This is a genomic window from Sulfuritalea sp. (genome assembly GCF_017302275.1).
In the GTDB taxonomy this organism is placed as follows: domain Bacteria; phylum Pseudomonadota; class Gammaproteobacteria; order Burkholderiales; family Rhodocyclaceae; genus Sulfuritalea.
This window is the reverse complement of sequence record NZ_JAFLDR010000009.1, coordinates 80,629-105,859: the sequence shown is the minus strand read 5'-3', so window position 1 is coordinate 105,859 and position 25,231 is coordinate 80,629. Positions and strand designations below refer to the sequence as shown.

Here is a 25,231-nt window from a genome sequence, read left to right as displayed (position 1 = left end):
TCGATACTCTCTACAATCCGCAGCAGTTGAACGAAGGAATGACCGTCGCCCGTTCTTCCAAACAACGACGACCTGCCGGCAGCCGTTTCCTCCAGCAGCTGATCGAGGTTGTTGCCTTGCGCAATCGCACGGGCGATGTTATCCAACTCACCATCACTTCCCGGCAGCAAGGCGGCTTCCCTGGCATCGGCCACCAGTCCGCCGAGGACCATGCCATCAAGAGTGACGGATTCCTTGTCCCGCAGAAAATAGACACTCCCGTTATCGAAGGCAAGTTCGACACGACCGCCGGCGGAAGTCTGTATTAAATCGCCTTCGTACACCGGGTCGCCCGCCTTGAGTTGGCGTACGGTTCCGTCTGGGCCCATGGCGAACACCTGCCCCTCGATCAAAGCAACTCTGCCGACAACATTTCCCGCTTGGCCGACACTGTCGCCGAAGACCTTGCCATCGAGGGTGACGCTTTCATTGTCACGGGCGAAGTAGGCTGTACCATCCCCAAACGCAAGCTCAACATGTCCGCCTGGCGGAGCCTGAATCGCCTCACCCTCAAATACCGGATCGCCCACGTTGATCGGACGAATGATTCCGTCAGTTCCCGTGGCAAAGGCCTCTCCCAGTACCGATGCGACTTTGCCGATGACGATACCTGATTCAGCCATAATGATTTCTCCGGACGCGACTATGGAATGCTGGCCACTCTACCTACCAGGTCAAGAGACCGCTATTGGACCAAAGGACAGTAACGGGATAAGGCTCAGGATGGCCGCTGGCTGTTGATCATCAGCGCAAGGTGGAGCCTGTCGCGCGCGTTGAGTTTATGAAACACAGCGCCCGTATGGGCTTTCACGGTGCGTTCCGTAATCCCCAGTTGGCGGGCGATCTCCTTGTTGCTGGATCCGTCGGCCACCGCGCCGGCTACTTCCCGTTCGCGCCGGGTCAACGTCGCCAGGCGGTCAGCGATGGCCGGGTTTGTCGCCGCATGCGGCAGGGCGCCGGCAGGCATGCGAGACATGGCTGCTTGAGTGGAAGCGAGCAGCCTCCGCATCAATTCTTCCCCAATCCACAGCCCGCCTGCCTGAACGACACCGGCCACCCGCCGTAAATTGGCCGCTGCGGCATGGGCATTGCAGTAGCCGCGACCGCCGACGGCAATCAGCGTCCGTGCCTGTTCACTGTCGGGCCGGTCGGCCAAAACGATGATCCGCGCGCTACCGACCACCTGTTGCAGTGCGGCCAACTGTTCCGGGGAAGGGCCACCATCGTTCAGATACAGCCAAACCAGCGTTGTTGCAGGCAAAGGCTTTACAGCGGTTCCGAAAGCAACTACGGCAGCCTTGGGGAAGGCCTCCAGCCATCGCGGCAACGCCGCCCCCGACGCCGATACGAACAGATGGCGGGGAGGAGCCGGCGAACGTGAAGGCACCGGATTCAGCGCTCGGTCAGCGCGCCCTGCTTGGCCCGAAGCACCGGTTTCAGCAAGTAGGCAAGGATGCTTTTCTGTCCGGTAATGATGTCGACTTCGGCGACCATTCCCGGAATAATCGGCAGGTTCGCGCCAAGTCGGGATTTGTTGGTGCGCACCCGGACCAGGAAAAAGGTATTGCCCTTCTCATCGGTGATGGAATCGGCGCCGATATGCTCCAGCTTCGCCTCCAGTCCGCCATAAGTCGAAAAGTCGTAAGCGGTGAATTTGACCATCGCCGGTTGTCCAGGTCGCAGGAAGGCAATGTCCTTGGGGGCCACCTTGGCTTCGAGGATCAGCGCGTCATCAAGCGGCACGACCTCCACCAGGTCACGCCCCGGCTGGACCACGCCGCCCACCGTATTCACCAGGAGGCGGCTGACCGTGCCCTTGACGGGCGAACGGACTGACGCATGTTTCACCTTGTCGGCGAGGCCAACGCCGCCTTCAGTGAAGGCATTGAGTTTGGCCATGGTCTCGGCCAGATCCTTACGCACTTCGTTACGCGCGTTCAGTTCGACCTCCTCTATCTTGCGCGAAGCCTCGGACATGGCGGCCTGGGACCTCAGTATCTGTGCCGCCGCCATGTCGCGCTCGCCCCGGAAGCGGGAGGTATCCCGCTCCAGGCGCAGCAACTCGACTTCGGATACGGCGCCCGAATCGATCAGGGGCTTGGTGACGGCCAGTTCCTTGGCGGTGAGTTCGTAGGCCTGCGACGCCTGCTCACGCTTGAAGCGCATTTCCGAAAGTTCCTGCTGGCGCTGGATCAATTGTTGCCGGGCGATCGAAATCTGCGCCTCGACGTTCGAGCGGGCTGTCTGGTACAGCCGCTGCTCGTCCTGCACTGTTTTCGAATCCTCGACCAGGACTTCCGGCGGCGGCACGAAGGGCAGTCCGTCGGCCAATGCCCGCAGCCGCGCTGCTTTGGCACTGAGCGCCAGGTATTGCGAGCGATTTTCCCGTACGGACGACTCGAAGCGGGTGGGATCGACGCGCAGCAAAATCTGTCCGGCGTCGACCACCTGTCCTTCCTTTACATTGATCTCGGCGACGATTCCTCCATCGAGGCTTTGCAGAACCTGGATCTGGCTGGATGGAATCACCTTGCCTTCGCCCTTGGTGATCTCGTCGACCAGGGCCACGGCAGACCACATGATGAAGAGTGCACCAGCGATCAAGATCGTCTTGATCAGGATCCGGGCCCGCAACGGCTCCTGGTGGATCATGAAATGGTCGGCGTCCTGAACGAAATCCGCCTCCCGGTTGTCCGGATTTTCCTTCCAGTCGGCAAGCCAGCGTTCGACATGCGGCTGCACTCGCACCCGGACCGCTTCGAGCCAACCCTGGAGCCGGGTCAGCACGGCCACCAATCGTTGTGCTACGGTTTGCAGGTTCATGATGCGCGCCCGACCCGTCCCGCCTGCAGCGATTCGATGACTTCCTGCCGCGGACCGTCCTTGACCACCCTGCCGTCATCGATCACGATCATACGATCCGCCAAGTCAATCAGGCTGACGCGATGGGTCACCAGAACCATCGTCTTCTGTTCCATGAACTTTTTCAGGTTCTCCTTGAACTGGCTTTCCGAGGTGAAATCCATGGAGCTGGTCGGTTCGTCGAGCAGCAATACGGGCGGATCGAGCAGCATGGCGCGGGCAATGGCAACCCCTTGCCGCTGGCCACCAGACAGCGAGGCGCCGCGCTCGCCGATCACCATGTCATAGCCCTCGGGATGGCGATTGACGAACCCCGCCAAGCCGCCAGCTTCGGCGGCCGTGACCACGGCGAGGTCGTCGGCATAGGGTGCGCGCAAGGCGATGTTTTCGCGCAGGCTGCCGTAGAACAAAAGGGTGTCCTGCTCGACATAGCCGACGTTGCGCCTGAGGTCGGCCGGGTCCAGTTGCCGCAGGTCGACGCCGTCCAGCAACACCGCCCCCTCCGTCGGCTGGTAGAGCCCGAGCATGAGCTTGTGCAAGGTCGTCTTGCCCGACCCGACCCGACCCAGCACCACAACCCGCTCGCCGGGCTTGATGCGAAACGAGACGTCGCGCAGGACTTCCTGGCCGTGGCCGGGATAGGAGAAGCTGACATTGCGAAACTCGATCTCGCCACGTATCTCCGGTCGATGGATGAACGAGGATTCCTCCGCACGCTCCCCGGGCGTCGTCATCGTCCGTTCGAGGCCGGCCAGTGCCGTCTTGGCATTTTCGAACTGCATTAGCAAGCCGACCACCTGACCCAGCGGCGCCATGGCCCGTCCGGCCAGCATAGTGCAGGCGATCAAGCCACCCATCGTGAGCCAGCGTTCGTGGATCAGGTAGACGCCGGCGATGATGATCAACAGATTGACCAACTGCGATATGGTCGAGGCGCCGTTCATCGCCGACGCGGATAGCAGGCGCAGGCGGGCACTTGTTCGGGCCAGAAATGCCGCCGTGCTTTCCCACTTGGCCTGCATCAGGCCTTCGGCCCCGTTGGCCTTGATGGTTTCCAGCGCGGTGAGGCTTTCAATCAGGGTTGCATTGCGCAAGGCGGAGGCGCGGAAGGTGGTTTCGGAAAGCTCGCGCATCTTGTACTGGATCACGTAGCTGTATATCAGGACGCCGACGATTCCAAGAACCGGAAACACGACCAGCGGCCAGGATATCCAGAGCATGACCGCGAGGAAGATCAGCGTGAAGGGCAGGTCGATAACGGCGGTCACCGTGGCCGAGGCGATGAAATCCCTGATGGTTTCAAACGAGCGCAGGTTGGCCGCGAAGGAACCGACCGAGGCCGGCCGATGCGCCAGCCGCATGCCCAGCACGCGCTCCATGATCAGGGACGACAGTTTCAGGTCGATGCGGGAACTGGCGAGATCGACGAAGTGCCCGCGCAACAATCGAACCACGTAATCGATGCCGAAAACCAGGAGCAAACCGGCACTGAGCATCCACAGGGTTTCGATCGCGTTGTTGGGCACCACGCGGTCATAGATGTTCATCGTGAATACCGGCATCGCCAGCGCAAAGACATTAACCAAGGCCGCAGCGCCGATGATGTCGCGATAGACCGGCAACTGCTCGAGTATCGCTCCCCAGAACCAGTGGCGTTGATGCACCTCGGCCACTTCCGGCGAACGCTGGTCGAAACGGAAATGCGGGCGGGCAAAGATTGCGATGCCGGTGTAGCGTGTCGCAAGCTCTTCCCGCGGCATTGTCACGGCACCCTGCCCGGTATCGGGGAAGAGCAGGCGGGCATGGCTACCCGATTCCTCCCATCCCAGCAGGATGCAGGCTTCATTGTCCTTGAGCAAGAGGATGACCGGCAGCAATGCGGTGTCGACCTCGTTCAGCGAACGCCGCACAAGCTTGCTGGCAAAACCGGCGCGCTGGGCCGCCCGGACGAACAGGGAAGGGGTCAAACCCTCCGCCGGTAGCGGCAATCCGGCGGCAAGTGCGGCATGGGTGCTCGGTCGCCCATGAATGCGCGTCAACTGGACAAGGCAATCGAGCAGCGGATCATGGTGGAGGAGATCTTCCCGTATCCCATCGACCCGGGTGTGCAAGCCAAAACGCCGCTCGGGCCCGGAAAATCCGTCGTCGCAAGCCTGTCGGCGCTCGGTCCCTTCCCAATGCGGCTCGGCGTTCATGCCCTGCATGTCTTCTGGATGCCCTGGACTCGATCAGGTCGATTCATGTCGGAAAAAACTACATTGGACTGGAGTATGGATTATGCCTTCAAACTCAAGCCGGGCAGGCTTCGACCCGAATTCCACAACGCGTTTTCCAGCGACCTGATGCAGTTGGGAGAAAAAAGGGCGCCCCCTCGGGGGCGCCCGCGACGCCGAGCAGTCTCTTAGCCCGCCAGCGCGGCCTTGATCTGTTCGAGGGTCGAAGGGTCGTCGATCGTAGTCAGGTCGCCGGCATCGCGCCCTTCGGCCAGCGCCTGGATCGAGCGACGCAACATCTTGCCGGAGCGCGTCTTGGGCAGGCCGGTGACGAAGTGCACCCGCTTCGGTCGGGCAATGGCGCCCAAGTTCCCGTCGACTACCTTCTTAATTTCCGCTTCCAGCGCCGCACGCAGTTCCGGAGTGGCGATCCGTGCCGGATCCTTGACCACGGCAAAGGCCACCGGCTCTTGTCCTTTCAACTGGTCGTTGACGCCGACCACGGCAACCTCGGCCACGGCATTGTGTCCCTGCACGGCCTCCTCGATCTCGCGGGTGCCCAGGCGATGGCCGGCGACGTTGATCACATCGTCGGTGCGGCCGAGGATGTAGTGGTAGCCCTCCTCGTCCCTGATGCCCCAGTCGAACGAGGAATACACCTGCGGTTCCTTGAACAGGCTGAAATAGGTGCTGACGAAACGCTCGTCATCACCCCAGATGGTAGACAGGCAGCCCGGTGGCAGGGGCGGGACGATGCCGACGATGCCCTTCTCGTTGGCATCGCATTCCGTGCCGTCCTCGCGAAAGATGCGCAGGTCGTAGCCATAGACCGGAAAGCTCGGGGTGCCGAATTTGACCTTGGTGTCCTCGATGCCACGCACCGTCGACAGGATCGGCCAACCGGTTTCGGTCTGCCAGTAGTTGTCGATCACCGGCAGCTTGAGTTCGCCCATGATCCATTCGTGTGTCGGCTGGTCTAGGGGCTCGCCGGCGAGGAACAGGTGCTTGAGAGTGGACAAGTCGTACTTGTGCAGCCAGCTGTTGTCGCTCTTCTTCAGCACGCGAACGGCAGTCGGCGCCGAGAACATCACCGTGACCTTGTACTTTTCGACGATCTGCCACCAGATGCCCGGATCGGGACGGATCGGCGTGCCTTCGTACATGATGGTGGCCATGCCGGCGATCAGCGGACCATAGATGATATAGCTGTGGCCGACCACCCAGCCGATGTCCGAGGTGGAGAACATGGTCTCGCCGGCGCCACCGGTGAAGATGTGCTTCATCGACGCCGCCAGCGCCACTGCATAGCCACCGGTATCGCGTTGCACGCCCTTGGGTTTGCCCGTCGTCCCGGAGGTGTAAAGGATGTAGGACGGCTCGCTGGACTCCATCCACTCGCAGGGAACCTCGGCATTCAAATGCTGGGCGCACAATTCGGCGTAGTCGACATCGCGGCCGGCGACGCGCGGCCAGCCCTTGTCGAGGCCGCGATCGATCATCAGCACCTTTTGCGGCGGAAACTCGGCGAGCTTGCAGGCTTCATCGAGCAGGTGCTTGTAGGGTACGGCCTTTCCTCCTCGCATGCCGGCATCGCTGGAGACGATCAGCTTGGGCTTGGCGTCGTCGATGCGCGTGGCCAGCGAACCGGAAGCGAAGCCGCCGAACACCACCGAATGGATGGCGCCGATCCGCGCACAGGCTAGGATGGCGAAGGTCGCTTCGGCAATCATCGGCATGTAGATCAGCACCCGGTCGCCACGACCGACGCCTAGCGACTTCATGATTGCCGCCGTGCGCATGACCTCCGATTTCAGCTCGGCAAAGGTATAGCTCTTTTCCTCGTTGGTCTCCGTGGAGATGTAGACCAGGGCCCGGTCGTTCGGGCGATTGGCCGCATGCCTGTCGACCGCGTTGTGGCAGAGGTTGGTCTTGCCACCGGTGAACCACTTGGTGAATGGCGGACGGGAAAAGTCGCAGATCTGCTGGGGTGGGGTCTGCCAGTCGATCAATTTGGCCTCCTCGGCCCAGAATTCATCGCGTTGGTTGATCGAGCGCTTGTGAAACTCCGCATACTTTCCCATGACGATCCTCGCTTGGTTGTGATTTGCTTTGGTTGGTGTGTTGGCTGTTGACTTGCCGGCTCACGCGGCGATATTCACTACGACACGCCCCTTGACCCGTCCCTGCAGATAGTCATCGAACGCGGCGGGCAGATGATCGAAGGCAATTTCACGCACCATCTGACCTGATCCCGGTGCCAGGTGCGCCGGCCGCATGTCGGTCGCCAGATGCTGCCAAACGGCAGCGCGCTGCGCCATCGGGCAATTCACCGAATCGATCCCGAGCAGGCTCACGCCACGCAGGATGAAGGGCATGACGGTGGTGTTGAGGGCATGGCTGGCCGCCAGGCCGATCGAGGCCAGCGTCCCACCGACTTTCATGGTGCTGGCCATCCATGTCAGCACGTCGCCGCCGAGGTTATCCACCGCGCCGGCCCAGGTTTCCTTGCCCAGGGGCTTGATCTTGGTAAGGTCGAGCGACTGGCGCAACATGACCTCCGTGGCGCCGAGTCCTTTCAGGTAGTCGGTTTCTGCCTCCTTGCCGGTCAATGCGACGACGCGATAGCCGCGTTTGGCCAGGATTTCGATGGCGATGCTGCCCACCCCGCCCGTGGCTCCGGAAACGACCACCGGACCCTTGGCCGGAGCGAGGCCATCGTGTTCCATGCGCACCACGGCCAATCCGGCGGTGAAACCAGCGGTTCCAAGCGCCATCGCGTCGGCACGAGACAAGCCGGCGGGCAGCTTTACCACCCAGTCGGCGGGCAGGCGGGCCATTTCAGCATAACCGCCGTGATGGGCCACGCCGATATCGTAGCTGGTGGCGAGAACATCGTCTCCCGCCTTGAAACGCGGATCGGTACTGGCCATGACGCGCCCGGCCAGGTCGATGCCGCCGATGCAGGGAAAGCGCCGAATGATGCGCCCCGCTCCCGTTGCAGCCAGGGCGTCCTTGTAGTTGATGCTCGAGTGCGTGACGGCGACGGTGACTTCGCCGGGATCGAGCTGCGCTTCGTCCATTTCGACAAAACGACTGGCAACCTTGCCGTCTTCCTGATTGATCAGGTAAGCCTTGAAGCCCACAGTAGCCTCCTCGAATTCATGCCGCACCCGCAGGTGGGCGATATCGTTCGGATACCGCCCGGCGACGCCCGCGACATAATTGTTTTTATTGACGTTGCAAAGATTAATTATAGCCAGAGCTAACTTACGGAGCGCTGAATCGCCAAAAGCGGGGTTTACAGGCTCGGCCAGTCGGTGTTAAGGTTTCGCCCCATGCAAGGAATACCCATACGCGTTTTGCGAGTATTGCTCCTCGCCACGTTTCTGATTTCCCCCGCTGCCCGTTCCGACGAAGCCATCGTGGTGCCTCAGCCGTTGACGGTTTCCTTCGTTGATCGCGCCACAGCCACGGCGCAGGATGCGATCGATCAGGCCATGGATCTGCTCGGCATCCGCTATCGGCGCGGCGGCAGCTCCCCGGAAGCCGGCTTCGACTGCTCGGGTTTCGTCAGCCACGTCTTCCGCGAGGGTCTCGGGCTAGTCCTTCCACGCAGTTCGCGCGAGATGAGCAAGACCGGCGAAGTTGTCCATCGGGACGAACTCAAGCCTGGGGATCTGGTCTTCTTCAATACCATGCGCAATGCCTTCTCGCATGTCGGCATCTACTTGGGCGACAACCAGTTCGTGCATGCGCCGCGCAGCGGAGGTCGCGTCCGAATCGAGGATTTACGCGACGGTTACTGGATGAAGCGCTTCAATGGCGCACGCCGGGTAAATCCCTGACTGGTAGCACCTCGCCAAACAGGAGCCAGCGTCAAGCTGGCTTTATTTTTACTTGCTATTGCGAATGCTTCTTAATACAATTCCAGGATCAAACTCTTTTTGGACTCAATCCCGACCATGAAACCGACCGTCATTCGCTTCCTTTTCCCAGTTGTTCTGGCACTTGTCACCGCCACCGCCAGCGGGCAGGAAAAGGTCCTCAATCTGTATTCCGCCCGCCATTACCAGACCGACGAGGCGCTCTACGCCAATTTCACCAAGCAGACCGGCATCAAGATCAATCGCATCGAGGCCAAGGAGGATGAACTGCTCGAGCGCATCCGCAATGAAGGCGTCAACAGCCCCGCGGACATCTTTCTCACGGTCGATGCCGCGCGCCTGGCGAAGGCCGACGAACTGGGCCTGTTCGCCCCGGTCAGGTCGAAGCTGCTCGAGGACCGGATTCCGGCCAACCTGCGCAGCCCGGACTGGTTCGCCTTCTCCACCCGCGCGCGCGTCATCGTCGCCAATCGCGAGCAGGTAAAAGCCGAGGACGTGCAGAACTACGAGGATCTCGCCAACCCTAAGCTCAAGGGCAAGGTTTGCTCCCGTTCCGGCAGCCATCCCTACAACATTTCGCTGATGGCATCGCTGATCGCCCGCCTGGGTGAAGAGAAGGCCGAACAATGGGCGCGTGGCGTGGTGGCCAACTTCGCCCGTGCGCCCAAGGGCGGCGACACCGACCAGATCAAATCCGTGGCCGCCGGGGAATGCGGCGTGGCGGTCTCCAATACCTACTACCTCGCGCGCCTGCTGCGCTCGGAAAAGCCCGAGGATCGCCGCATGATGGAACGCCTCGCGATCATCTGGCCGAACCAGAAAGGTGTCGGCGCGCATATCAACATCTCCGGCGGCGGCATGCTGAAAACCGCGCCGAACAAGGAATCTGCCGTCAAGTTCCTCGAATACCTGGCCAGCGACGATGCGCAACGCTACTTCGCCGACGGCAACAACGAATGGCCGTCGGTACCCACCGTGGCGGTCAAGAATTCGGCGCTGGAGGCGATGGGCAAGTTCAAGGCGGACCCGCTGCCGGTGGCCGCGCTGGCAAAGAATGCGGCCGCTGCGCAGCGCACCTACGACCGCGCCGGCTGGAAGTAAGCCTCGCGAGCATCGCGCTGGCGGCACCCCGTGTCGCCAGCGCCGACTTCTACCCTTCATTGTTCGTCCGGACGAAACAACCTGTTGCCGCACGCCGGTATCGCTTGCAGAAGGAATTGCCTATAGTGCGCCTACTTTCAACAGCATCGGAGAACAGCATGACCAAGCCGGAAATCGCCGCGAAATCACCCTTCGCCGTCAATGTCGAAAAGGGCAAGGATTACTACTGGTGTTCCTGCGGCAAGAGCAAGTCGCAACCTTTCTGCGACGGCAGCCACAAGGGTTCCGAATTCGCTCCGGTCAAGTACACCGCAGACGACAGCAAGGCCGTGTACTTCTGCGGTTGCAAGCACAGCGCCAACGGTGCGTTGTGCGACGGCAGCCACAAGTCGCTTTAGCCTGAAACGGCGGGATGGTTCGCCGCTGACATCGAGCGTAGCGAGCCAATCAGTAGCCTCCCCCGCGAGGGGGAGGATGGGCGGGGGCGGGCCATGAATACCGCTAACGCGACTTTCAGGCGCCGACGGTGACCTACTACGGTTTTGAGCGTCAGCAGGAACTCACCTGGCTGCGCCCGGCGGATATCTGCCGGGCCAGCAGGATGATGGGCAGCAGGCCCACGACAACGATCGCCAGTGCCGCGGTCGACGCTTCCGCCAGGCGCTCGTCCGCTGCCAATGTGAAGGTCTGGGTCGCCAGCGTGTCGAAATTGAAGGGCCGCATCACCAGCGTCGCCGGGAGTTCCTTCATCACGTCGACGAACACCAGCAGGGCGGCCGTCAGCAGGCTGCCGCGCATCAGAGGCAGGTGCACCCGGCGCAATGTCTCGCCTGGACTGCTGCCGAGGCTCTGCGCCGCCGCCTCCATGCTCGGCGTGATGCGCGCCAGGCCCGCCTCCACCGTTTGCAGGGCAATCGCCAGGAAGCGCGCCAGGTAGGCGTACACCAGTGCGGCGATGCCGCCCGTCAGGATGAGGCCTGGATTTGCCCCCGTCAATTGCTGCCATAGCGCCGCAAGCCAGTGGTCAAGCCGAGTCACCGGAATCAGCACGCCTACCGCGATCACCGAACCCGGCACGGCGTAGCCCAGCCCGACCACCCTATTCGCCAGCACCGCCAGCCTGCGTCCGTCGCGCGCGGCAAACCCGAGCAGCAGCGCCAGAAGTGCGGCAAGTGCCGCCGCCAGGGCCGCCAGCACAAAGCTGTTGCGCGCCAGGACGACGAAGCGCTCGGCAAAACCGACCGACTCCTCGCCAGCCTCACCCAGAGCGAGGCGCAACAGCAGCAGCGCCGGAAGCAGGAATCCGATCATCACCGGGATCGCGCAGCCGATTTGGGCCAGCAGGGCATTTCCTCCCGTAAGGACCTGCCGAGTCGCGCGACGACGCCCGGTGTTGTCGTGGTAACGCGCACGACCGCGGCTGATTCGTTCGAGCAGGATCAGCAGCGCAACGAAGCCGAGCAGGGCCGCGGCGAGCTGGGCGGCGGCAACGCGATCCCCCAGCGAAAACCACGCGCGGTAAATGCCGGTGGTGAATGTCTGCACCGCGAAATAGGCCACCGTGCCGTAATCGGCGAGCGTCTCCATCAGCGCGAGCGCCATGCCGGCAGCGATCGCCGGGCGCGCCAGAGGAATCGAGACGCGCCAGAAGCCCTGCCAGGGATTGAGCCCGAGGGCGCGCGCCGCCTCGATCATGCCGCCGGCGCGTTCCAGAAACGCCGTGCGCACCAGCAGGTAGACATAGGGGTAGAGCACGCAGGAAAACAGCACGATGGCGCCGCCCAGCGAACGCACTTCGGGGAACCAGTAGTCACCCTTGTGCCAGCCGAAGCTCTCACGCAAACCCGTCTGCACTGGACCGACGAACTGCAGGAAATCGGTATAAGCATAGGCCAGCACGTAGGCCGGCATGGCCATCGGCAGCAGCAACGCCCACTCGGCGACGCGCCGTCCGGGAAAGTCGTTGAGCGCTACCAGCCAGGCGGCGCCTGTCCCCATGGCGGCGACACCGATACCGACTCCCAGGCAAAGCCACACGGAGTTCGCGACATACTCCGGCAGTACCGTCGCCATCAGGTGGCCCCAGGTATCGCCGGTCCCTGCGGCGAACAGGTTGATGCCGACCGCGAGCACCGGCAGCGCTACCAGAACCGCGAGCGCGAGCGAAAGGACCTTGAGCGGAGAGAATGGAAATGGGCGGGACACGACCGGCCGATTATAATTGAGACTCATTCTCCACCACCCGCTGGTGACGCAACGACCATGTCATTGCTCGAAGTAGACCGCGTCAGTCATGCCTACGGCAAGCAGGCCGTGGTCAGCGATCTGTCGTTCGACCTGGCGCCCGGCGAGATCGCTTGCCTGCTCGGATCGTCGGGCTGCGGCAAGACCACCATGCTGCGCCTGATCGCCGGTTTCGAGATTCCGTCGGCGGGCAGCATACGTCTCAATGGCGTGACCATCGCCAGCGAGAAGGCCCAGATGCCGGCCGAGGCGCGCCGCATCGGCATGGTGTTCCAAGACTATGCATTGTTTCCCCACCTGTCGATCGCCGACAACATCGGCTTCGGCCTGCGCGATGAGTCGGCGCCGGCACGACGGCAGCGCGTCGATGAAATGCTGGAACTGATCGGCCTGGCCGGCCGCGGAGAGCGCTATCCGCACGAACTCTCAGGCGGCCAGCAGCAGCGGGTGGCGCTGGCCCGTGCGCTGGCGCCGCAGCCCCACCTGCTGCTGCTCGATGAGCCATTCTCCAACCTCGATGTCGAGTTGCGCGAACGCCTTTCGCTCGAAGTGCGCGAGATCCTCAAGCGTGCCGGCATGGCGGCAATCCTGGTCACCCACGACCAGAACGAGGCGTTCGCCGTGGCCGATGTCGTCGGCATCATGCGTGCAGGCCGCATCGAGCAGTGGGATACACCCTACAACCTGTATCACCGTCCGGCCACCCGCCACGTCGCGGATTTCATCGGCCAGGGCGTGTTCCTGCCGGGCGAAGTCCTGTCGAATCAGGTCGTGGAAGTGGAGCTGGGCAGGCTGGATTCCGAAGTGCCGATGGATTGCGGCTCGAGTTGCGCGGAATGCCCGCGCGACTGCCGGCTCGATGTGCTGCTGCGCCCCGACGATGTGATCCACGACGATGCCAGCGAGGTCAAGGCCGAAGTAGTCGCCAAGGCCTTTCGCGGCGCGGAGTTCCTTTACACCCTGCGCCTTGCCTCGGGCGTGCAGGTCCTGTCACTGGTCCCGTCGCACCACAATCATGCCATCGGTGAAAAGATCGGCATCCGGCTCGATGTCGACCACGTGGTCACCTTCAAGCAAGTCTGATTGCCGATGATTCCCTGGCTGCCTCCGGAGCCAGTGTTTCCGGCACTTGCCAGCGCCCTGACCGAACCCAACGGACTGCTCGCCGCGGGGGGCGACCTCGCTCCACAACGCGTGCTCGCCGCCTACAGGCGCGGCATCTTCCCTTGGTATTCGGCAGGCGATCCGATCCTGTGGTGGAGTCCGGACCCGCGCATGGTGTTGCTGCCCGACGAACTGAAGGTTTCCCGCTCGCTGGCGAAGACTCTGCGCAACGGCAACTACCAGGTGCGACTCGATACGGCGTTCGACGAGGCTATCCGCGCCTGTGCCGGCCGACCGCGCGCGGGACAGCCCGGTACCTGGATCACCGATCAGATGCAGGAGGCCTACGGCGAACTGCATCGCCTCGGCCATGCACACAGCGTCGAAACCTGGATCGATGGTGCGCTGGCCGGCGGCCTTTACGGCGTCGCCATTGGCCGGGCCTTCTACGGCGAATCCATGTTCGCCGATCGGCGCGACGCGTCGAAGATCGCCCTCGCCCATTTGTGCGCTTACCTCAAACAGCGCGGATTCGGCATAATCGACTGCCAAATGGAAACCCGACACCTTGCCTCGCTGGGGGCCCGACCGATAGCCCGCCGTGATTTCGCCGCGCGGCTGGACGAGTTGTGCGGATCGGGCGACGGACCCTGCCGATGGCCGGCGGGGGCTATCGACGGCCATTTCCGGCGCGCGGAGTGACATTCAGATGACCCACCTGCGCGACCTGCCACCCTTCCCGCTGCTGCAGTTCTATGCGACCGCACCCTATGGCTGCTCCTACCTGCCCGGCCGCATCGCGCGCTCGCAGGTGGCCACGCCCACCCACCTGATCGACAGCGCCACCTACAGCGAGCTGGTGCGGGCCGGCTTCCGCCGCAGCGGCGTATTCACCTACCGCCCTTACTGCGACGCCTGCCGCGAATGCCAGCCGGTGCGGCTCGACGTGAATGCCTTCGCACCCAGCCGCAGCCAGCGCCGCGCGCTGGTCCAGCACGCGGGGCTCACCGCACGCGAATGCAGCCTGACCTTCCGCGAAGAGCACTACCAGCTCTACCAGCACTATCAGGCCGCGCGCCATTCGGGCGGCGGCATGGATCAGGACAGCCGCGACCAGTACGCCCACTTCCTGCTGCAGACCCATGTCGACAGCCGACTCATCGAGTTCCGCGAAGGCGACTTGCTGCGCGTCGTCAGCATCGTCGACGTTCTCGCCGACGGCCTTTCGTCGGTCTACACCTTTTACGATCCCGATGCGACGAACGCCAGCTATGGCACCTTCGCCATACTCTGGCAGATCGCCCAGTGCCAGCATATCCGCCTGCCGTGGCTCTACCTCGGCTACTGGATCCGCGACAGCCGCAAGATGGCCTACAAGGCCAGGTTCCGCCCGCTTCAGGCTTTGCGCCACGGCGAGTGGCAGGCGGTCGAGGAATAGGCGCCTTCCCCCCGGCCCCTTCTCCAGAAGAAGGGGTGACCATGGCCCGCTATGCTTGCGGGTTATTGATGGGTCTGCCTTGAGGCGGACCGGCGGCAGACCTTTAAGAGTCGGTGCCGGCGACACGGCGGCGATTCCGCGTCAGCGCGCGGTCGCGGTCTCCCGTCGCTGGTAGCCACTCCAGGCCGGCCAGATCGCCGCGGCGAGCGCCAGCGCAAGAACCAATAGCGGCCACAATACAGGCCGATTCCATTCGCTGCGACGCTGCTCGCGCAACGCGGCATCGACCCGCTGGTACTTGAGCGTGTTGTGACCGACCTTGCTCGGCTTGCGATTGAGCAGCCAGGCGTGGCGTAGGCTGTAATCCTTGGGATGGAAGCCGAATACCCATGGCGCATCATGGCGCAGGATCTCGGTCATGCGGTCGATGATCTCCTGGCGTTGCGGGCTGTTCTCCATGGTCTTCATGAGTTCGAACAGCCGGTCGTACTCCGCGTTCTGGTAGTTCGCCGCGTTCTCGCCGCTTTGCTTGACCTTGCCTTGCTTGCCGTGGAGCAGGAACATGAAGTTCTCGGGGTCAGGATAATCCGCATTCCAGCCCCAGTAGAAGAGCTGCACCGCGCCCTTGCGGATCTTTTCCTGGAATCGGTTGTAGTCGGTACTGCGCACCACCAGTTGCACATCGATCTTGGAGAACTGCTTGTTGAGCCAGTCGATGCGCGCCTTGGCACCGACACCCGTGGCAGTGGTATCGAGGTTGATCACCAGCGGCTCGCCGGTCCGGGCATCGCGCCCGTTGGGCCAGCCGGCCTCGGCCAACAAGCGCTTCGCCTCAGCCACCGGCTTGCGCCGGGCCTGACCGTCCACCCAGTCGTAGCTGTGGCGATTGATGCCGGCCGCACCCTCGCGATGGCCGAAGATGCCCGGCGGAATCAAGCCCTGTGCGGCAATGCCGCGGCCGTTCTGGAAGATGGAGATGAATTCCTCCTGGTCGATCGCAATGGAAACAGCCTGGCGCAGCTTGCGTCCGCGCTCGGCGGTCTTCGGATCGGCGCCACCGACCACGGGATCGAGCCAGTTGAAGCCCATGTACATGCTGGAAGTCGCCACCGAGGTGGTGAGCACGATGCCCTGCGCCTTCATCGAGTCGGACAGCGTGATCTCGCCGGCGCTGACCTGCACCGCCTGGTCGAAGGAGTCGGACGAAATGCCCGATGCATCGTAATAACCCTGGAGGAACTTGTTCCAGTAGGGAATCTGCTCCTTCTCGCGGGTGAACACCACCTTGTCGATGAAGGGCAGCACCTGCCCGCAATCCTTCAGCAAGCCGGCCTCATTGTCGTCGGCCTCCCCCTCGCAGGGATAGGCCTCGCGACGGAAATTCGGATTCTTCTCCAGCACCATGCGCGCATTCGGATTGTTCTCCGTCAGCATGTAGGGCCCGGTACCGATCGGGTACCAGTCCAGTGTCAGGTTCTTCTCCGCCATGCCGGGCTGGCTGTGGAACTTGTCGGCTTCCCAGGGCATGGGAGCGAAGAAAGGCATTGCCAGCCAGTACAGGAATTGGGGGTACTTGCCCTTGACGCGGATGCGGTAACGATAGCGGTCGATGGCCTCGACCCCCTCCAGGCGATGCTGGCGCAAATCGATCCAGCCCTGGTCCTTCTCCGCCTTCAGGCGCTTTGCAAGGTCACCCAGCCCCACCACGTATTCATCCATGAGGCCGAAGATGGGAGAGTGCAAGCGCGGATGGGCCAGGCGCTTCAAGCCATACACATAGTCGTCGGCGGTCAGTTCCCGCGTGTCACGCAACTTGAAGTCACCCAGGGTGACGATGCCGGGCAGGTCGCCGGCCGAGAGCGAATGGTAGGCCGGTTCGCCGGATGCGGCGCGCGCAAAGGCCGGATGTGGCTGATAGCGAATGCCCGGCCGGATGGCGATCACGTAGTCGGTAAATGCAATCCGTGCCGGGTCGACACCTTCTCCCAGCGTGCGTCCCTGCTCATCCAGATAGCGCGGCTGCGGCACCGCCTCGGCGGTGGCGGCGATCAGGGTGTAGGGACGCTTCAGGTAGTGGTACTGCAACGGCGGCTCGTAGACCTGCGCCGTAAACGTTATTTCGTCCTCGCTGTAGGACTGTACGGGATCGAGATGCTTGGGGCGGTCCGTGAATGCGCTGTAGAGGATATTGCGCCCCCGGTCCGACGCTGGATATGGATCGTTCCAGGCGCTGCCGCACCCCACGAGCAGGAGGACAAGAAGGCTGGCGATCGCGCTACGCATGACGGTGAGTTTAGCCGATCCGCTATAATCCGCCGCTGGATTCAACCAAGGAAACAGCGATGGGATTTCTCGCCGGCAAACGCATACTCATCACCGGACTGATCTCCAACCGGTCGATCGCCTACGGAATCGCCAAGGCCTGCCACCGCGAAGGCGCGGATCTCGCCTTCACCTACCAGAACGATCGCGTTCGCGATCGCATCGCAAAATTCGCCGACGAGTTCGGCTCCAAGGCGATCTACGCCTGCGATGTCGCGGAAGACGCGCAGATCGATTCGCTTTTTGCCGACCTCGGCAAGCATTGGGACGGCCTGGACGGGCTGGTCCATTCGATCGCCTTTGCCCCCAACGAGGCGATAGAGGGGGACTTTCTCGACGGAATCTCGCGCGAATCCTTTCGCATCGCGCACGATGTGTCTTCCTACAGTTACCCGGCCCTGGCCAAGGGCGCCCGTCCGCTGCTGATGAAGGGCAATAATCCTGCGCTGCTCGCGCTCAGCTACCTCGGCGCGGTTCGCACCATGCCCAATTACAACACCATGGGATTGGCCAAGGCGAGCCTCGAAGCGGCAACCCGCTACCTGGCATTCTGCCTGGGCCCCCAGGGCATCCGTGCCAACGCCCTGTCTGCCGGTCCGATCAAGACACTGGCGGCCTCGGGCATCGGCAACTTCGGCAAGCTGCTGGCCTACAATGCCCACCATGCCCCGTTGCGTCGCAACGTGACCATCGACGAAGTCGGCAACGCGGCCGCGTTCCTGCTGTCCGACCTTGCCAGCGGCATCACTGGCGAAATACTGTATGTCGACGGTGGTACGCACACGACGGCAATGGGCAACGCGGATCCCCTGCCCGGATAGGGCCGCACCGCGGGTTCCGACAACGAGAAAGCCAAGGCGACTACGCCGACCAACCCAAGAAAAAAGGCACCGCAACCCGGCGCCTTTTTTTGTTGCGTCGGAGAAGACTAGCGCTCCTTGGTCTCCAGCGCCGCCTTGTTGATTTCTACCGGGTTGCTCGCCTTCAGGCTGGCCATCCAGGCGGCAAACTCCTCCTCCGCAATCAGGCCGGCATACTTCTGGGATAGCGCCCGTGAACCGGGATCATCCTTGCTGCTCTCGCCTGCCTTCACCGAACTGATCCGATACAGCGCATAGCCGCGTCCGGAATAGCCAACTCCGACATGTACCGGTAACGTCGCGGTACCGGTCGCAAAGATCGCCCGAATCGACTCCGGCGGCAGTCCAGGTGCCTGGTTCCTGCTCACGACGCGGGACGGAGGCCACTTCAGATCGACGGTCTCGCCCTTGCGCAAACGCACCAGCTTTTCTTCACCGTCCTTGATTGCAAGGGCGGCCGCTTCCTCACGAATGAGCCGCTTTTCGATATCTGCCCTGACCGACTCGATAGGCTGCAGGGCAGCCGGCTTGTGCTCCAGCACACGTGCCGCCACCAGCATTCCCTGCGCAACTTCGACCGCTTCGGTATTGCGCTTGTTCTTTAGCGCATCGTCGCCGAACAGGGCGCCTGTCAATTTCGGGCTGTCGAAATTCGGCGACAGCTTGCCACCATTGGCAATCCACTGTGTCTGCCGAACTTCCAGTTTCCACTTTTCCGCTGCTGGCTTGAGGCTATCGGACTGCTCATAAACCGTGTTGCCGAAGGCCTCGGCCGCCTCTGCGTATTTCTTGGCGCCGATTTCCCGCCTGAGTTCGGCGACGATCTCCGCCTTTACGTCGTCAAGCGACTTGATGCGCTCGGGACGGATCCCTGTGACACGAATGACGTGAAAACCGAAATCGGATCGAACTACGTCGGAGACCTGACCATCCTTCAGGGAAAACACCGCGTCCTCGAAAGCCTTCACCATGGCACCACGACCGAACCAGTCAAGATCGCCGTCCTTTGCTGCAGACCCGGGATCCTGGGAATGCTGCTTGGCCAACTTGGCGAATTCGGCTGGAGCCTTCCTCACTTGGGCCAACAGACCTTCAGCCTTGGCCTTGGCCGCATTCGCTTCGCTCTCGGGCGCCGCCTTGTCGGCGCGAATCAGGATATGGCTCGCCCGTCTCGATTCCGGCTCCTTGAAGCGGGCCTCGTGCGTCTTGTAATACGCCTTGATGTCCTCGTCGCCGATAGCGGCCTGCGCGGCCATGGCATCGCGACTCAACACCAGGTACTCGGCACGCACCTGCTCCGGCAGTTCAAACAGCTTGCGATTGGCCTCGTAGAATTTTTCTACGGCATCGCTGCCCAGACTTACCTTTCCAGTGAAGTTATCCGGAACAAGTTGCAACTCGCTGATTTCCCGCCGCTCCAATTGGGTCGCCATCCAGCGATTGGATGCGACGCTGCCGACGATTCCTGCTTCCGTCACCGGCAGTACCAGTTGTTGCACCGCGATATCCTGGCGAACGCGAGCTTCGAACATCTCCTTGCTCATGCCCTGGGAGGTCACCAGCGCTTCATAGCGCTCCTTGGAAAATTTCCCTTTGTCCTGCAACGAGGGAACGCTGGCGATGAACTGGACCAGTTGCTGGTCTCCGACCACCATTTTGCCCGTGCGGACGTGCGCCGCTAGCAGGCGTTGAGTGATCAGGGAATCAAGCACCGCGCGACGCATCTGCGGAGTTTCGAAGGTCGCGGGATCGACCTTGCCCCCAAGCTGGGTACGCATCCGATCCTGCTGCTCGCGCATCGCTGCCCGAAACTCCTGTTGGCTGATCTTGCCTCTACCCACCGAGGCGACCGCAATGTCGGAATCGGTGTTACGCACATAGGACTCGACGCCCCAAAACGCGAACGGCAGGGTAATGAGTGCAAGAAATAGCTGCGTAACCCGCTTGTTGTTGCGAACGATATCGAAAAGCATGCGCCGAAAGCCCTGTCCGTGATAGTGCGGTCACCGGCGGATTCGCCGGTGATACAAATGCGAAAAAGGCGAACTGGAGTTCGCCTTTGTTCGGTGGTGGTGCTGACGGGGTCGAACCTAGCCTGAAACCGTTGCTACCAGAGGCTAACCCGCACCCACCAACCAAGAATACCGTCAAATATACCGTCGGCGAAGACCGGCAACCTATAGTCAATTCGAGAATTATAGCAGCGGGGGGCTATTATCTTGGCGCGAATGCTTGCTCTTCCGCTTCCATCTATCGCCGTGCCGCCAGCGCCGACTTTCCCGCTGACTGACCACCGGTAGCGAATGGCCGCTTCCCCGATCTCCCCGTTCCTGGCGAATGGCCGCTCCCGATTTCGTCCACCGACCGTTATGGGCACGGAAGAGACCGTCACCTTTCGGAATTCACTGCCGGAAAGCGGCCGTACAAATTCTGATTCCCGAAAGCGATGCGCCGCTGCGCAGCGTCAGCAGTGCTAACAGCGATCTGACTTCGCAGCAACTTGTCCTCGCCAGGTTCAATTCCTTTCCTCCATTTGTTGCCCCAATATTTCCGTCCCTTTCCTTCTGCTCTTTGCTGCTGCCCTTTACTCTGATGCTGGTGTGTGAAGCCTGTCCGGTAAGTGTTTCTGTCCGTCCCGAACGCCTAAGCGTGGCGGGAGGTACGAGGGACCCGGGACACCACTCCCGTTTCGTGCCGTTTGCTTTGCTGCTGGCCACCGCGGCGCGCGGCATTGGCGTCGACGGCGCTTCCTGTGGGAAGCCGATTCGTCGAGATGAGCCCTTGACCCAGGACTCAGGGGTGCGCCCCTACGGCGCTGCTTCGGACTGAGCCCGCAGGGAGCGGGCAAGTAGAAGGACCGTATTGCGCGGTCCAGCATGACGACGGGTCAGGGAGCCCGTCACTTGGGGTCGTCACTTGCGCCAGCGACCGGGAAGCCTTGTCGGCTGGGGCATTGAGCGCGTCGTCACTACCGGCTCGCGCCGCGGTAGTGACGACGCGATTGGCGCAGAACTGCTGCTGTTTGGCGCGGCCAGCGTTGCAGCAGGAATCGCACTGGCGGGCGCCAATGCGATTGGTCGGCGCGATCCTGCCTCGTGTATGCCACACGCGGCACGCCTGGCGCAGAACAGTGCTGATTGAAGCAGAGGGTGCCGCTGGGGCGGTTGAGTAGGGCTGTCACGCGCGAATGCGGGTGAAGCTTGATTGCGACCGCGTACTTGTCGAGCGGGGTCGCGGTAGAACGTCAGCCGTTGCAAATTGGCTGGATGCTGTGCGGACTTTGACTACGGGCTTACGTCTATCTCCGTGCCTTGCGGCCGCCGGCTTCCAGGAGATGAGTCCGGCTTTGGCGCTCGACGGTGCGAGCAAGGGCGATGCGCTTACGGGCATCAAGCGGGCTGAAGAAGCCACCTTTACAATCAACGTTGTGACCGAGTCGCCTCTGGAGAGTTCCCGGGATCACCCGCTTGGGAACCGCGGGCATGCAGCGCCAATCGGATCCTTTGTTTCGCGTAGCACGTCAAATTGGTGCTCCAGCAAAGCCTCAAATCGGCTTGCAGCATTCGCCAAGATCTGCTCTCTGCGCAAGGGTCGGACGCGGAATCATTCGAGCAAACCCGGTTACCCACCGCCCGATCCGCGCGTGCCAGAGAGGGGCCGCACGCATCGGCCCGTGGATAACCGGGAATCTCGCCGCACTGATGGCCGCAGGCGTTTCACTGCCGAGAACCAAGTCCTTCCCAGTGTCAATGGAGTTTCGGGGCTTCATCGAGGCTCCGATTCGGGCTCACAAGGGCCGCGTGACGTGGAAGGATGGTGCTGTCTTCCACTACGAGCCACGAGGTTACAAAAATGACGCAATCAATCCAGCGTGAGCCAGCCTTCCTTCGACGCAGGCAGGTCCAGACGCGCACAGGACTTTCGCGCAGCACCATCTACCAGTACATCAAGGACGGCGTCTTCCCGAAGCCCGTGCCGCTCGGGCCACGCGCGGTGGGCTGGCTGGAGTCGGACGTGAGCGAGTGGATCGCCGCCCGGGTGAAGATCGCCCGAGCCGGCGGCCGGCCGTCGACCTAATGCCGCGAATGCATGGCTGCCCCACACCTGCAACGGCCGGGCGGACGTGCCTGGCGCCGGTACTCACCACGGCAGAGGTCATTGACCAGTTTCGGGCGGCACTCGCCGCGCGCGACATCGTTCCGCCCGCGAACATCATCGCCGACGGCAGCATTCACCGCTGCGATGTCGCGGGCAAGAATGGCAAGGGCGATGCGGCTTACCTGCTCCACCTGGACGGCATTCCCGCCGGCGGACTGGATAACTGGCGCGACGGCAAGGGCTGGGAATCCTGGCGCGTCGACATCGGGCGCGCGCTGACGCCGGCGGAGCTCGATGCGCTGCGCAGGAACGCGGAGGCAGCCAGCGCCCGACGGACGGACGAAGCGATCAGGCGCCACGCCGCCGCGCGTGAGGTCGCCGCACGGATCTGGCACGCCGCGCGGCCGGTAGGCGATGCGCATCCGTACCTGGCACGCAAGGAAGTCGTTGCGCATGGGCTGCGCGTGTTCAAGGGGGCGTTGCTCGTGCCGATCCGCGACGCGGCCGGCGAGCTGCACAGCCTGCAATTTATTGGTGCGAGCGGCACGAAGCGATTCCTGAAGGGCGGGCGGGTCGCCGGCCTGTATTTCCTGATCGGCGTCGCCGGCAAAGTGATCTGCATCGCCGAGGGCTACGCCACGGGCGCCAGTATTCACGCGGCAACCGGGTACGCCGTCGCCGTTGCCTTCAACGCCGGTAACCTGGCCCCGGTCGCCAGAGCGATCAGGGACAACTATCCAGAGTCGCAGCTCATCGTGTGCGCCGATGACGACGAGGGCACTCCGGGCAATCCGGGTCTCGCCCATGCGCGCACTGCCGCCGGCGAGGTCGGTGCGCGCGTCGCCGTTCCGGTGTTTGGCGCGGATCGTCCAGCCGGCGCGACGGACTTCAATGACCTCTACCGGGTCCGGGGCCTTGAGGCCGTGCGCGCTTCGATCGCGGCCGCCAAAGCGACCGCAGAGGACGTTCTCGATATGGGCGTCGTCGCCAAGGCGAGAGCCAGGGAATGGCCGGAGCCCGAACCGCTGACCGAACCGCTGGACGCGCAGCCGTATCCCGACGAAGCGCTGCCGCACATCCTGCGTGAAGCGGTACGGCAGGCACAGGGATTCGTGCAGGCACCGATGGCGCTGGTGGCCTGCTCGGCCCTTTCAGCCCTTTCGCTCGCGGCGCAGGGTCTGGCGAACGTGCGCCGCGATCATCAGCTCGTGGGTCCCATTTCCCTGTATCTGCTGGCGGTGGCCGACTCCGGGGAACGCAAGACCACCTGCGATGCGATCTTCTGCCCGGCATTGCGCGACTGGGAAACCGGGGCGCGGCAGGAAATGTCTCCCGAGATCGCGAAGCTCGAAGCGGCCACGGCGGTATTCGAGGCAAAGAAGGCCGGCATCCTCGATGCGATCAAGCACAAGCGGCGCCGGGCGCAGGACACGGGGAGCGAGGAACGCGAACTTGAGGCACTGGTGGGCGATGCGCCGCAGCCGCCACTGGTCCCGCGACTGCTCTATGCCGATGCGACGCCGGAGGCGCTTGCCCATGCGCTGGCCACCGGTTGGCCGAGCGGTGGGGTACTCTCGGCCGAGGCCGGCGCGGTGTTCGGTGCGCACGGCATGGGCCAGGACACGATCCTGCGCAACCTTGCGCTCCTCAACGTGTTGTGGGACGGCGGCGAAATGGCGATCGACCGGCGCTCCAAGCCCTCCTTCGTGCTGCGCGACCGGCGGCTGACCTTTGGGCTGATGGTCCAGCCGGAGGCGTTGCGCGGCTTCCTGGAGCGTGCCGGCACACTGCCGCGCGGCACCGGATTCATCGCGCGCTTCCTGATCGCCTGGCCCGGGAGCACGCAAGGCACGCGTGCCTACCGCCCGGCGCCCGAGGCGATGCCGCAGGTGGCGCTGTTCCAGGCGCGCATTCGCGAGCTGCTTGCGCAACCGCTCGCGACCGACGCGCACGGCTGCCTCACCCCGGCGGTGCTGGATCTGTCGCCGCTGGCACGTGCCGAGTGGATACGCTTTCACGACGAGATCGAGCGCGAACTCGGCGCGCGAGGTGCATTCCGTGGCGTGCGCGATGTTGCGGCCAAGGCGGCGGAGAACGTCGCACGGCTGGCAGCCTTGTTCCATGTGCTGGAGTATGGCGCGAGCGGAACGATAACGTCCGAGGAAATCCGCGCCGCGGCCAGTATCGTGGGCTGGCACTTGAACGAGGCGAGGCGCCTGCTCGCCGACCTGGACACGCCGCCCTCGCTGGCGGCGGCGATCCGGCTCGATTCCTGGTTACGTAGCGAAGCGCAGGCCAACGGAACTGATCGTGTGCCGACGAAGCGGATCTACCAATACGGTCCGAATTGCGTCCGGGACAGCCGCGAGCTGCGCGCAGCGCTTGTCATCCTGGCCGAGCGGGGGCGCGCCTGGCTGGAGGAATCCGGCCGTCGGCGGAACGTGGTGATCAATCCGGCGTTGCTGATTGAGCGGGAGTGAACGTGAACTATTGGATTTCGACATCAGAGGGTGTTGCTACTGTTGCTACTCTTGCTATCGACGCTTGGCGTGAACGCTGATCGGTAGCAAGAGTAGCGAGAGTAGCAGGGGGTGCCGGGAATCGCGGGCGTGATTCCGCTACGCCTTCACGCTGCTCAAGCGCTGTTTCATCGCCGACGGCGCAGGCGGCGGGCAGCACGCGACCAAGGCAGCCCAGGGGAAAAGTCGGCGCTGGCGGGACGGCGATAGCAGGAGAGACAAAGCCGTGACGCAGCTTCACCGCGTGACGGCGTGGTTCAGATCACGACGAGGTAGCCGCCTGCAAGCCGCAAGCCGGCGAGCAGTCCTACCGCTGGTCGGCGCAGTGGCGCAGCGGCAGCGGGGCAGGAGTTCAGATGGTCGTCGGAGGCCCAGAGCCGTGGCGCGATTGTTAACGCGACGGCGGGCGTCCAGTACGCGATGCGGTAGCGCCGGCGAGGGGCTTGCGGGTTTGTTTGCAAGGCCCGTGACGGAGCAGACAGGGGACCAGGCAGCTGCGGCCGCCACCTAAAGAGATCCCCTTCCTTCCCCAACGCGCCTGAATATC

At 63.0% G+C, this 25,231-nt stretch carries 18 protein-coding genes and 2 pseudogenes; 11 read left to right on the top strand and 9 right to left on the bottom strand.

The window, feature by feature from the left end; genetic code table 11:
- Positions 1–41 precede the first annotated feature (41 nt).
- Positions 42–368: pseudogene (locus J0M27_RS21325) on the bottom strand (retention module-containing protein); the annotation flags it as partial.
- Between the two features lie 51 nt (positions 369–419).
- Here J0M27_RS21325 and J0M27_RS07110 point away from each other — a divergent pair.
- On the top strand, positions 420–653 hold the full coding sequence (locus J0M27_RS07110; RefSeq protein WP_294989116.1) for a hypothetical protein: 234 nt from the start codon (positions 420–422) through the stop codon (positions 651–653).
- A 104-nt stretch (positions 654–757) separates the two neighbouring features.
- On the opposite strand, the gene J0M27_RS07105 is transcribed toward J0M27_RS07110, so the two are convergent.
- The 3 genes from J0M27_RS07105 to J0M27_RS07095 all read right to left on the bottom strand — a co-directional run bounded on the left by J0M27_RS07105 (position 758) and on the right by J0M27_RS07095 (position 5,012).
- Entirely contained in the window at positions 758–1,300 is a 543-nt protein-coding gene (locus J0M27_RS07105; RefSeq protein ID WP_294989113.1) for a response regulator transcription factor, read from the bottom strand.
- A 131-nt stretch (positions 1,301–1,431) separates the two neighbouring features.
- Positions 1,432–2,862 (bottom strand): HlyD family type I secretion periplasmic adaptor subunit, encoded by a 1,431-nt coding sequence (locus J0M27_RS07100; protein WP_294989111.1) that lies wholly within the window; start codon positions 2,860–2,862, stop codon positions 1,432–1,434.
- The gene (locus J0M27_RS07095) at positions 2,859–5,012 is read right to left on the bottom strand and encodes a type I secretion system permease/ATPase (protein WP_294989161.1); all 2,154 of its coding nucleotides are present in this window, start codon (positions 5,010–5,012) and stop codon (positions 2,859–2,861) included. The genes J0M27_RS07100 and J0M27_RS07095 overlap by 4 nt, the downstream gene beginning before the upstream one ends.
- Between J0M27_RS07095 and J0M27_RS07090 the strand changes: the two genes are divergently transcribed.
- Positions 4,926–5,306 (top strand): hypothetical protein, encoded by a 381-nt coding sequence (locus J0M27_RS07090; protein WP_294989165.1) that lies wholly within the window; start codon positions 4,926–4,928, stop codon positions 5,304–5,306. The genes J0M27_RS07095 and J0M27_RS07090 overlap by 87 nt on opposite strands.
- Here the strand turns inward: J0M27_RS07090 and J0M27_RS07085 are convergent.
- Both J0M27_RS07085 and J0M27_RS07080 read right to left on the bottom strand, forming a co-directional pair.
- Positions 5,303–7,222, bottom strand: a pseudogene (locus J0M27_RS07085) (propionate--CoA ligase); the annotation flags it as partial. The gene J0M27_RS07090 and the pseudogene J0M27_RS07085 sit on opposite strands and share 4 nt — an antisense overlap.
- Positions 7,223–7,255: 33 nt before the next feature.
- A complete protein-coding gene (locus J0M27_RS07080; protein ID WP_294989108.1) occupies positions 7,256–8,257 on the bottom strand; it encodes an oxidoreductase in 1,002 nt (333 codons plus the stop codon).
- 216 nt (positions 8,258–8,473) lie between these two features.
- Between J0M27_RS07080 and J0M27_RS07075 the strand changes: the two genes are divergently transcribed.
- From J0M27_RS07075 to J0M27_RS07065, 3 genes are all read left to right on the top strand, one after another.
- Entirely contained in the window at positions 8,474–8,959 is a 486-nt protein-coding gene (locus J0M27_RS07075) for an NlpC/P60 family protein (protein ID WP_294989105.1), read from the top strand.
- A gap of 117 nt (positions 8,960–9,076) precedes the next feature.
- Complete coding sequence (locus J0M27_RS07070) at positions 9,077–10,099, top strand: extracellular solute-binding protein (protein WP_294989102.1); 1,023 nt, start codon at positions 9,077–9,079, stop codon at positions 10,097–10,099.
- Positions 10,100–10,257: 158 nt separating this feature from the next.
- Positions 10,258–10,497, top strand: a complete 240-nt coding sequence (locus J0M27_RS07065; protein ID WP_294989099.1) for a CDGSH iron-sulfur domain-containing protein — start codon at positions 10,258–10,260, stop codon at positions 10,495–10,497.
- A 151-nt stretch (positions 10,498–10,648) separates the two neighbouring features.
- On the opposite strand, the gene J0M27_RS07060 is transcribed toward J0M27_RS07065, so the two are convergent.
- The gene (locus J0M27_RS07060) at positions 10,649–12,304 is read right to left on the bottom strand and encodes an iron ABC transporter permease (protein ID WP_294989096.1); all 1,656 of its coding nucleotides are present in this window, start codon (positions 12,302–12,304) and stop codon (positions 10,649–10,651) included.
- 57 nt (positions 12,305–12,361) lie between these two features.
- On the opposite strand from J0M27_RS07060, the gene J0M27_RS07055 reads away from it, so the two are divergent.
- Genes J0M27_RS07055 through J0M27_RS07045 form a run of 3 tightly spaced genes read left to right on the top strand, consistent with a single transcriptional unit; the run spans position 12,362 to position 14,885 of the window.
- The gene (locus J0M27_RS07055; protein ID WP_294989093.1) at positions 12,362–13,426 is read left to right on the top strand and encodes an ABC transporter ATP-binding protein; all 1,065 of its coding nucleotides are present in this window, start codon (positions 12,362–12,364) and stop codon (positions 13,424–13,426) included.
- A gap of 6 nt (positions 13,427–13,432) precedes the next feature.
- Entirely contained in the window at positions 13,433–14,149 is a 717-nt protein-coding gene (gene aat / locus J0M27_RS07050; protein WP_294989090.1) for a leucyl/phenylalanyl-tRNA--protein transferase, read from the top strand.
- 7 nt (positions 14,150–14,156) lie between these two features.
- A complete protein-coding gene (locus tag J0M27_RS07045; protein WP_294989087.1) occupies positions 14,157–14,885 on the top strand; it encodes an arginyltransferase in 729 nt (242 codons plus the stop codon).
- Positions 14,886–15,026: 141 nt separating this feature from the next.
- Here the strand turns inward: J0M27_RS07045 and J0M27_RS07040 are convergent, their stop codons facing one another.
- Positions 15,027–17,168 carry an ABC transporter substrate-binding protein gene (locus tag J0M27_RS07040; protein ID WP_294989085.1) on the bottom strand — a complete coding sequence of 714 codons (2,142 nt, stop codon included), beginning with the start codon at positions 17,166–17,168 and terminating at the stop codon, positions 15,027–15,029.
- Between the two features lie 59 nt (positions 17,169–17,227).
- Here J0M27_RS07040 and fabI point away from each other — a divergent pair, with 59 nt between their 5' ends.
- Positions 17,228–18,028 carry an enoyl-ACP reductase FabI gene (gene fabI / locus J0M27_RS07035; protein ID WP_294989083.1) on the top strand — a complete coding sequence of 267 codons (801 nt, stop codon included), beginning with the start codon at positions 17,228–17,230 and terminating at the stop codon, positions 18,026–18,028.
- 107 nt (positions 18,029–18,135) lie between these two features.
- Here fabI and J0M27_RS07030 read toward each other — a convergent pair whose 3' ends face one another.
- On the bottom strand, positions 18,136–20,040 hold the full coding sequence (locus tag J0M27_RS07030) for a SurA N-terminal domain-containing protein (RefSeq protein ID WP_294989080.1): 1,905 nt from the start codon (positions 20,038–20,040) through the stop codon (positions 18,136–18,138).
- Between the two features lie 1,879 nt (positions 20,041–21,919).
- On the opposite strand from J0M27_RS07030, the gene J0M27_RS07025 reads away from it, so the two are divergent.
- Together J0M27_RS07025 and J0M27_RS07020 are read left to right on the top strand one after the other, a co-directional pair.
- Positions 21,920–22,144, top strand: coding sequence for an AlpA family transcriptional regulator (locus J0M27_RS07025; protein ID WP_294989078.1), 225 nt, complete (start codon positions 21,920–21,922; stop codon positions 22,142–22,144).
- Positions 22,145–22,152: 8 nt separating this feature from the next.
- Positions 22,153–24,645: a DUF3987 domain-containing protein gene (locus J0M27_RS07020; RefSeq protein WP_294989075.1), complete on the top strand. Its 2,493-nt coding sequence runs from the start codon at positions 22,153–22,155 to the stop codon at positions 24,643–24,645.
- The last annotated feature ends 586 nt before the right edge of the window (positions 24,646–25,231 follow it).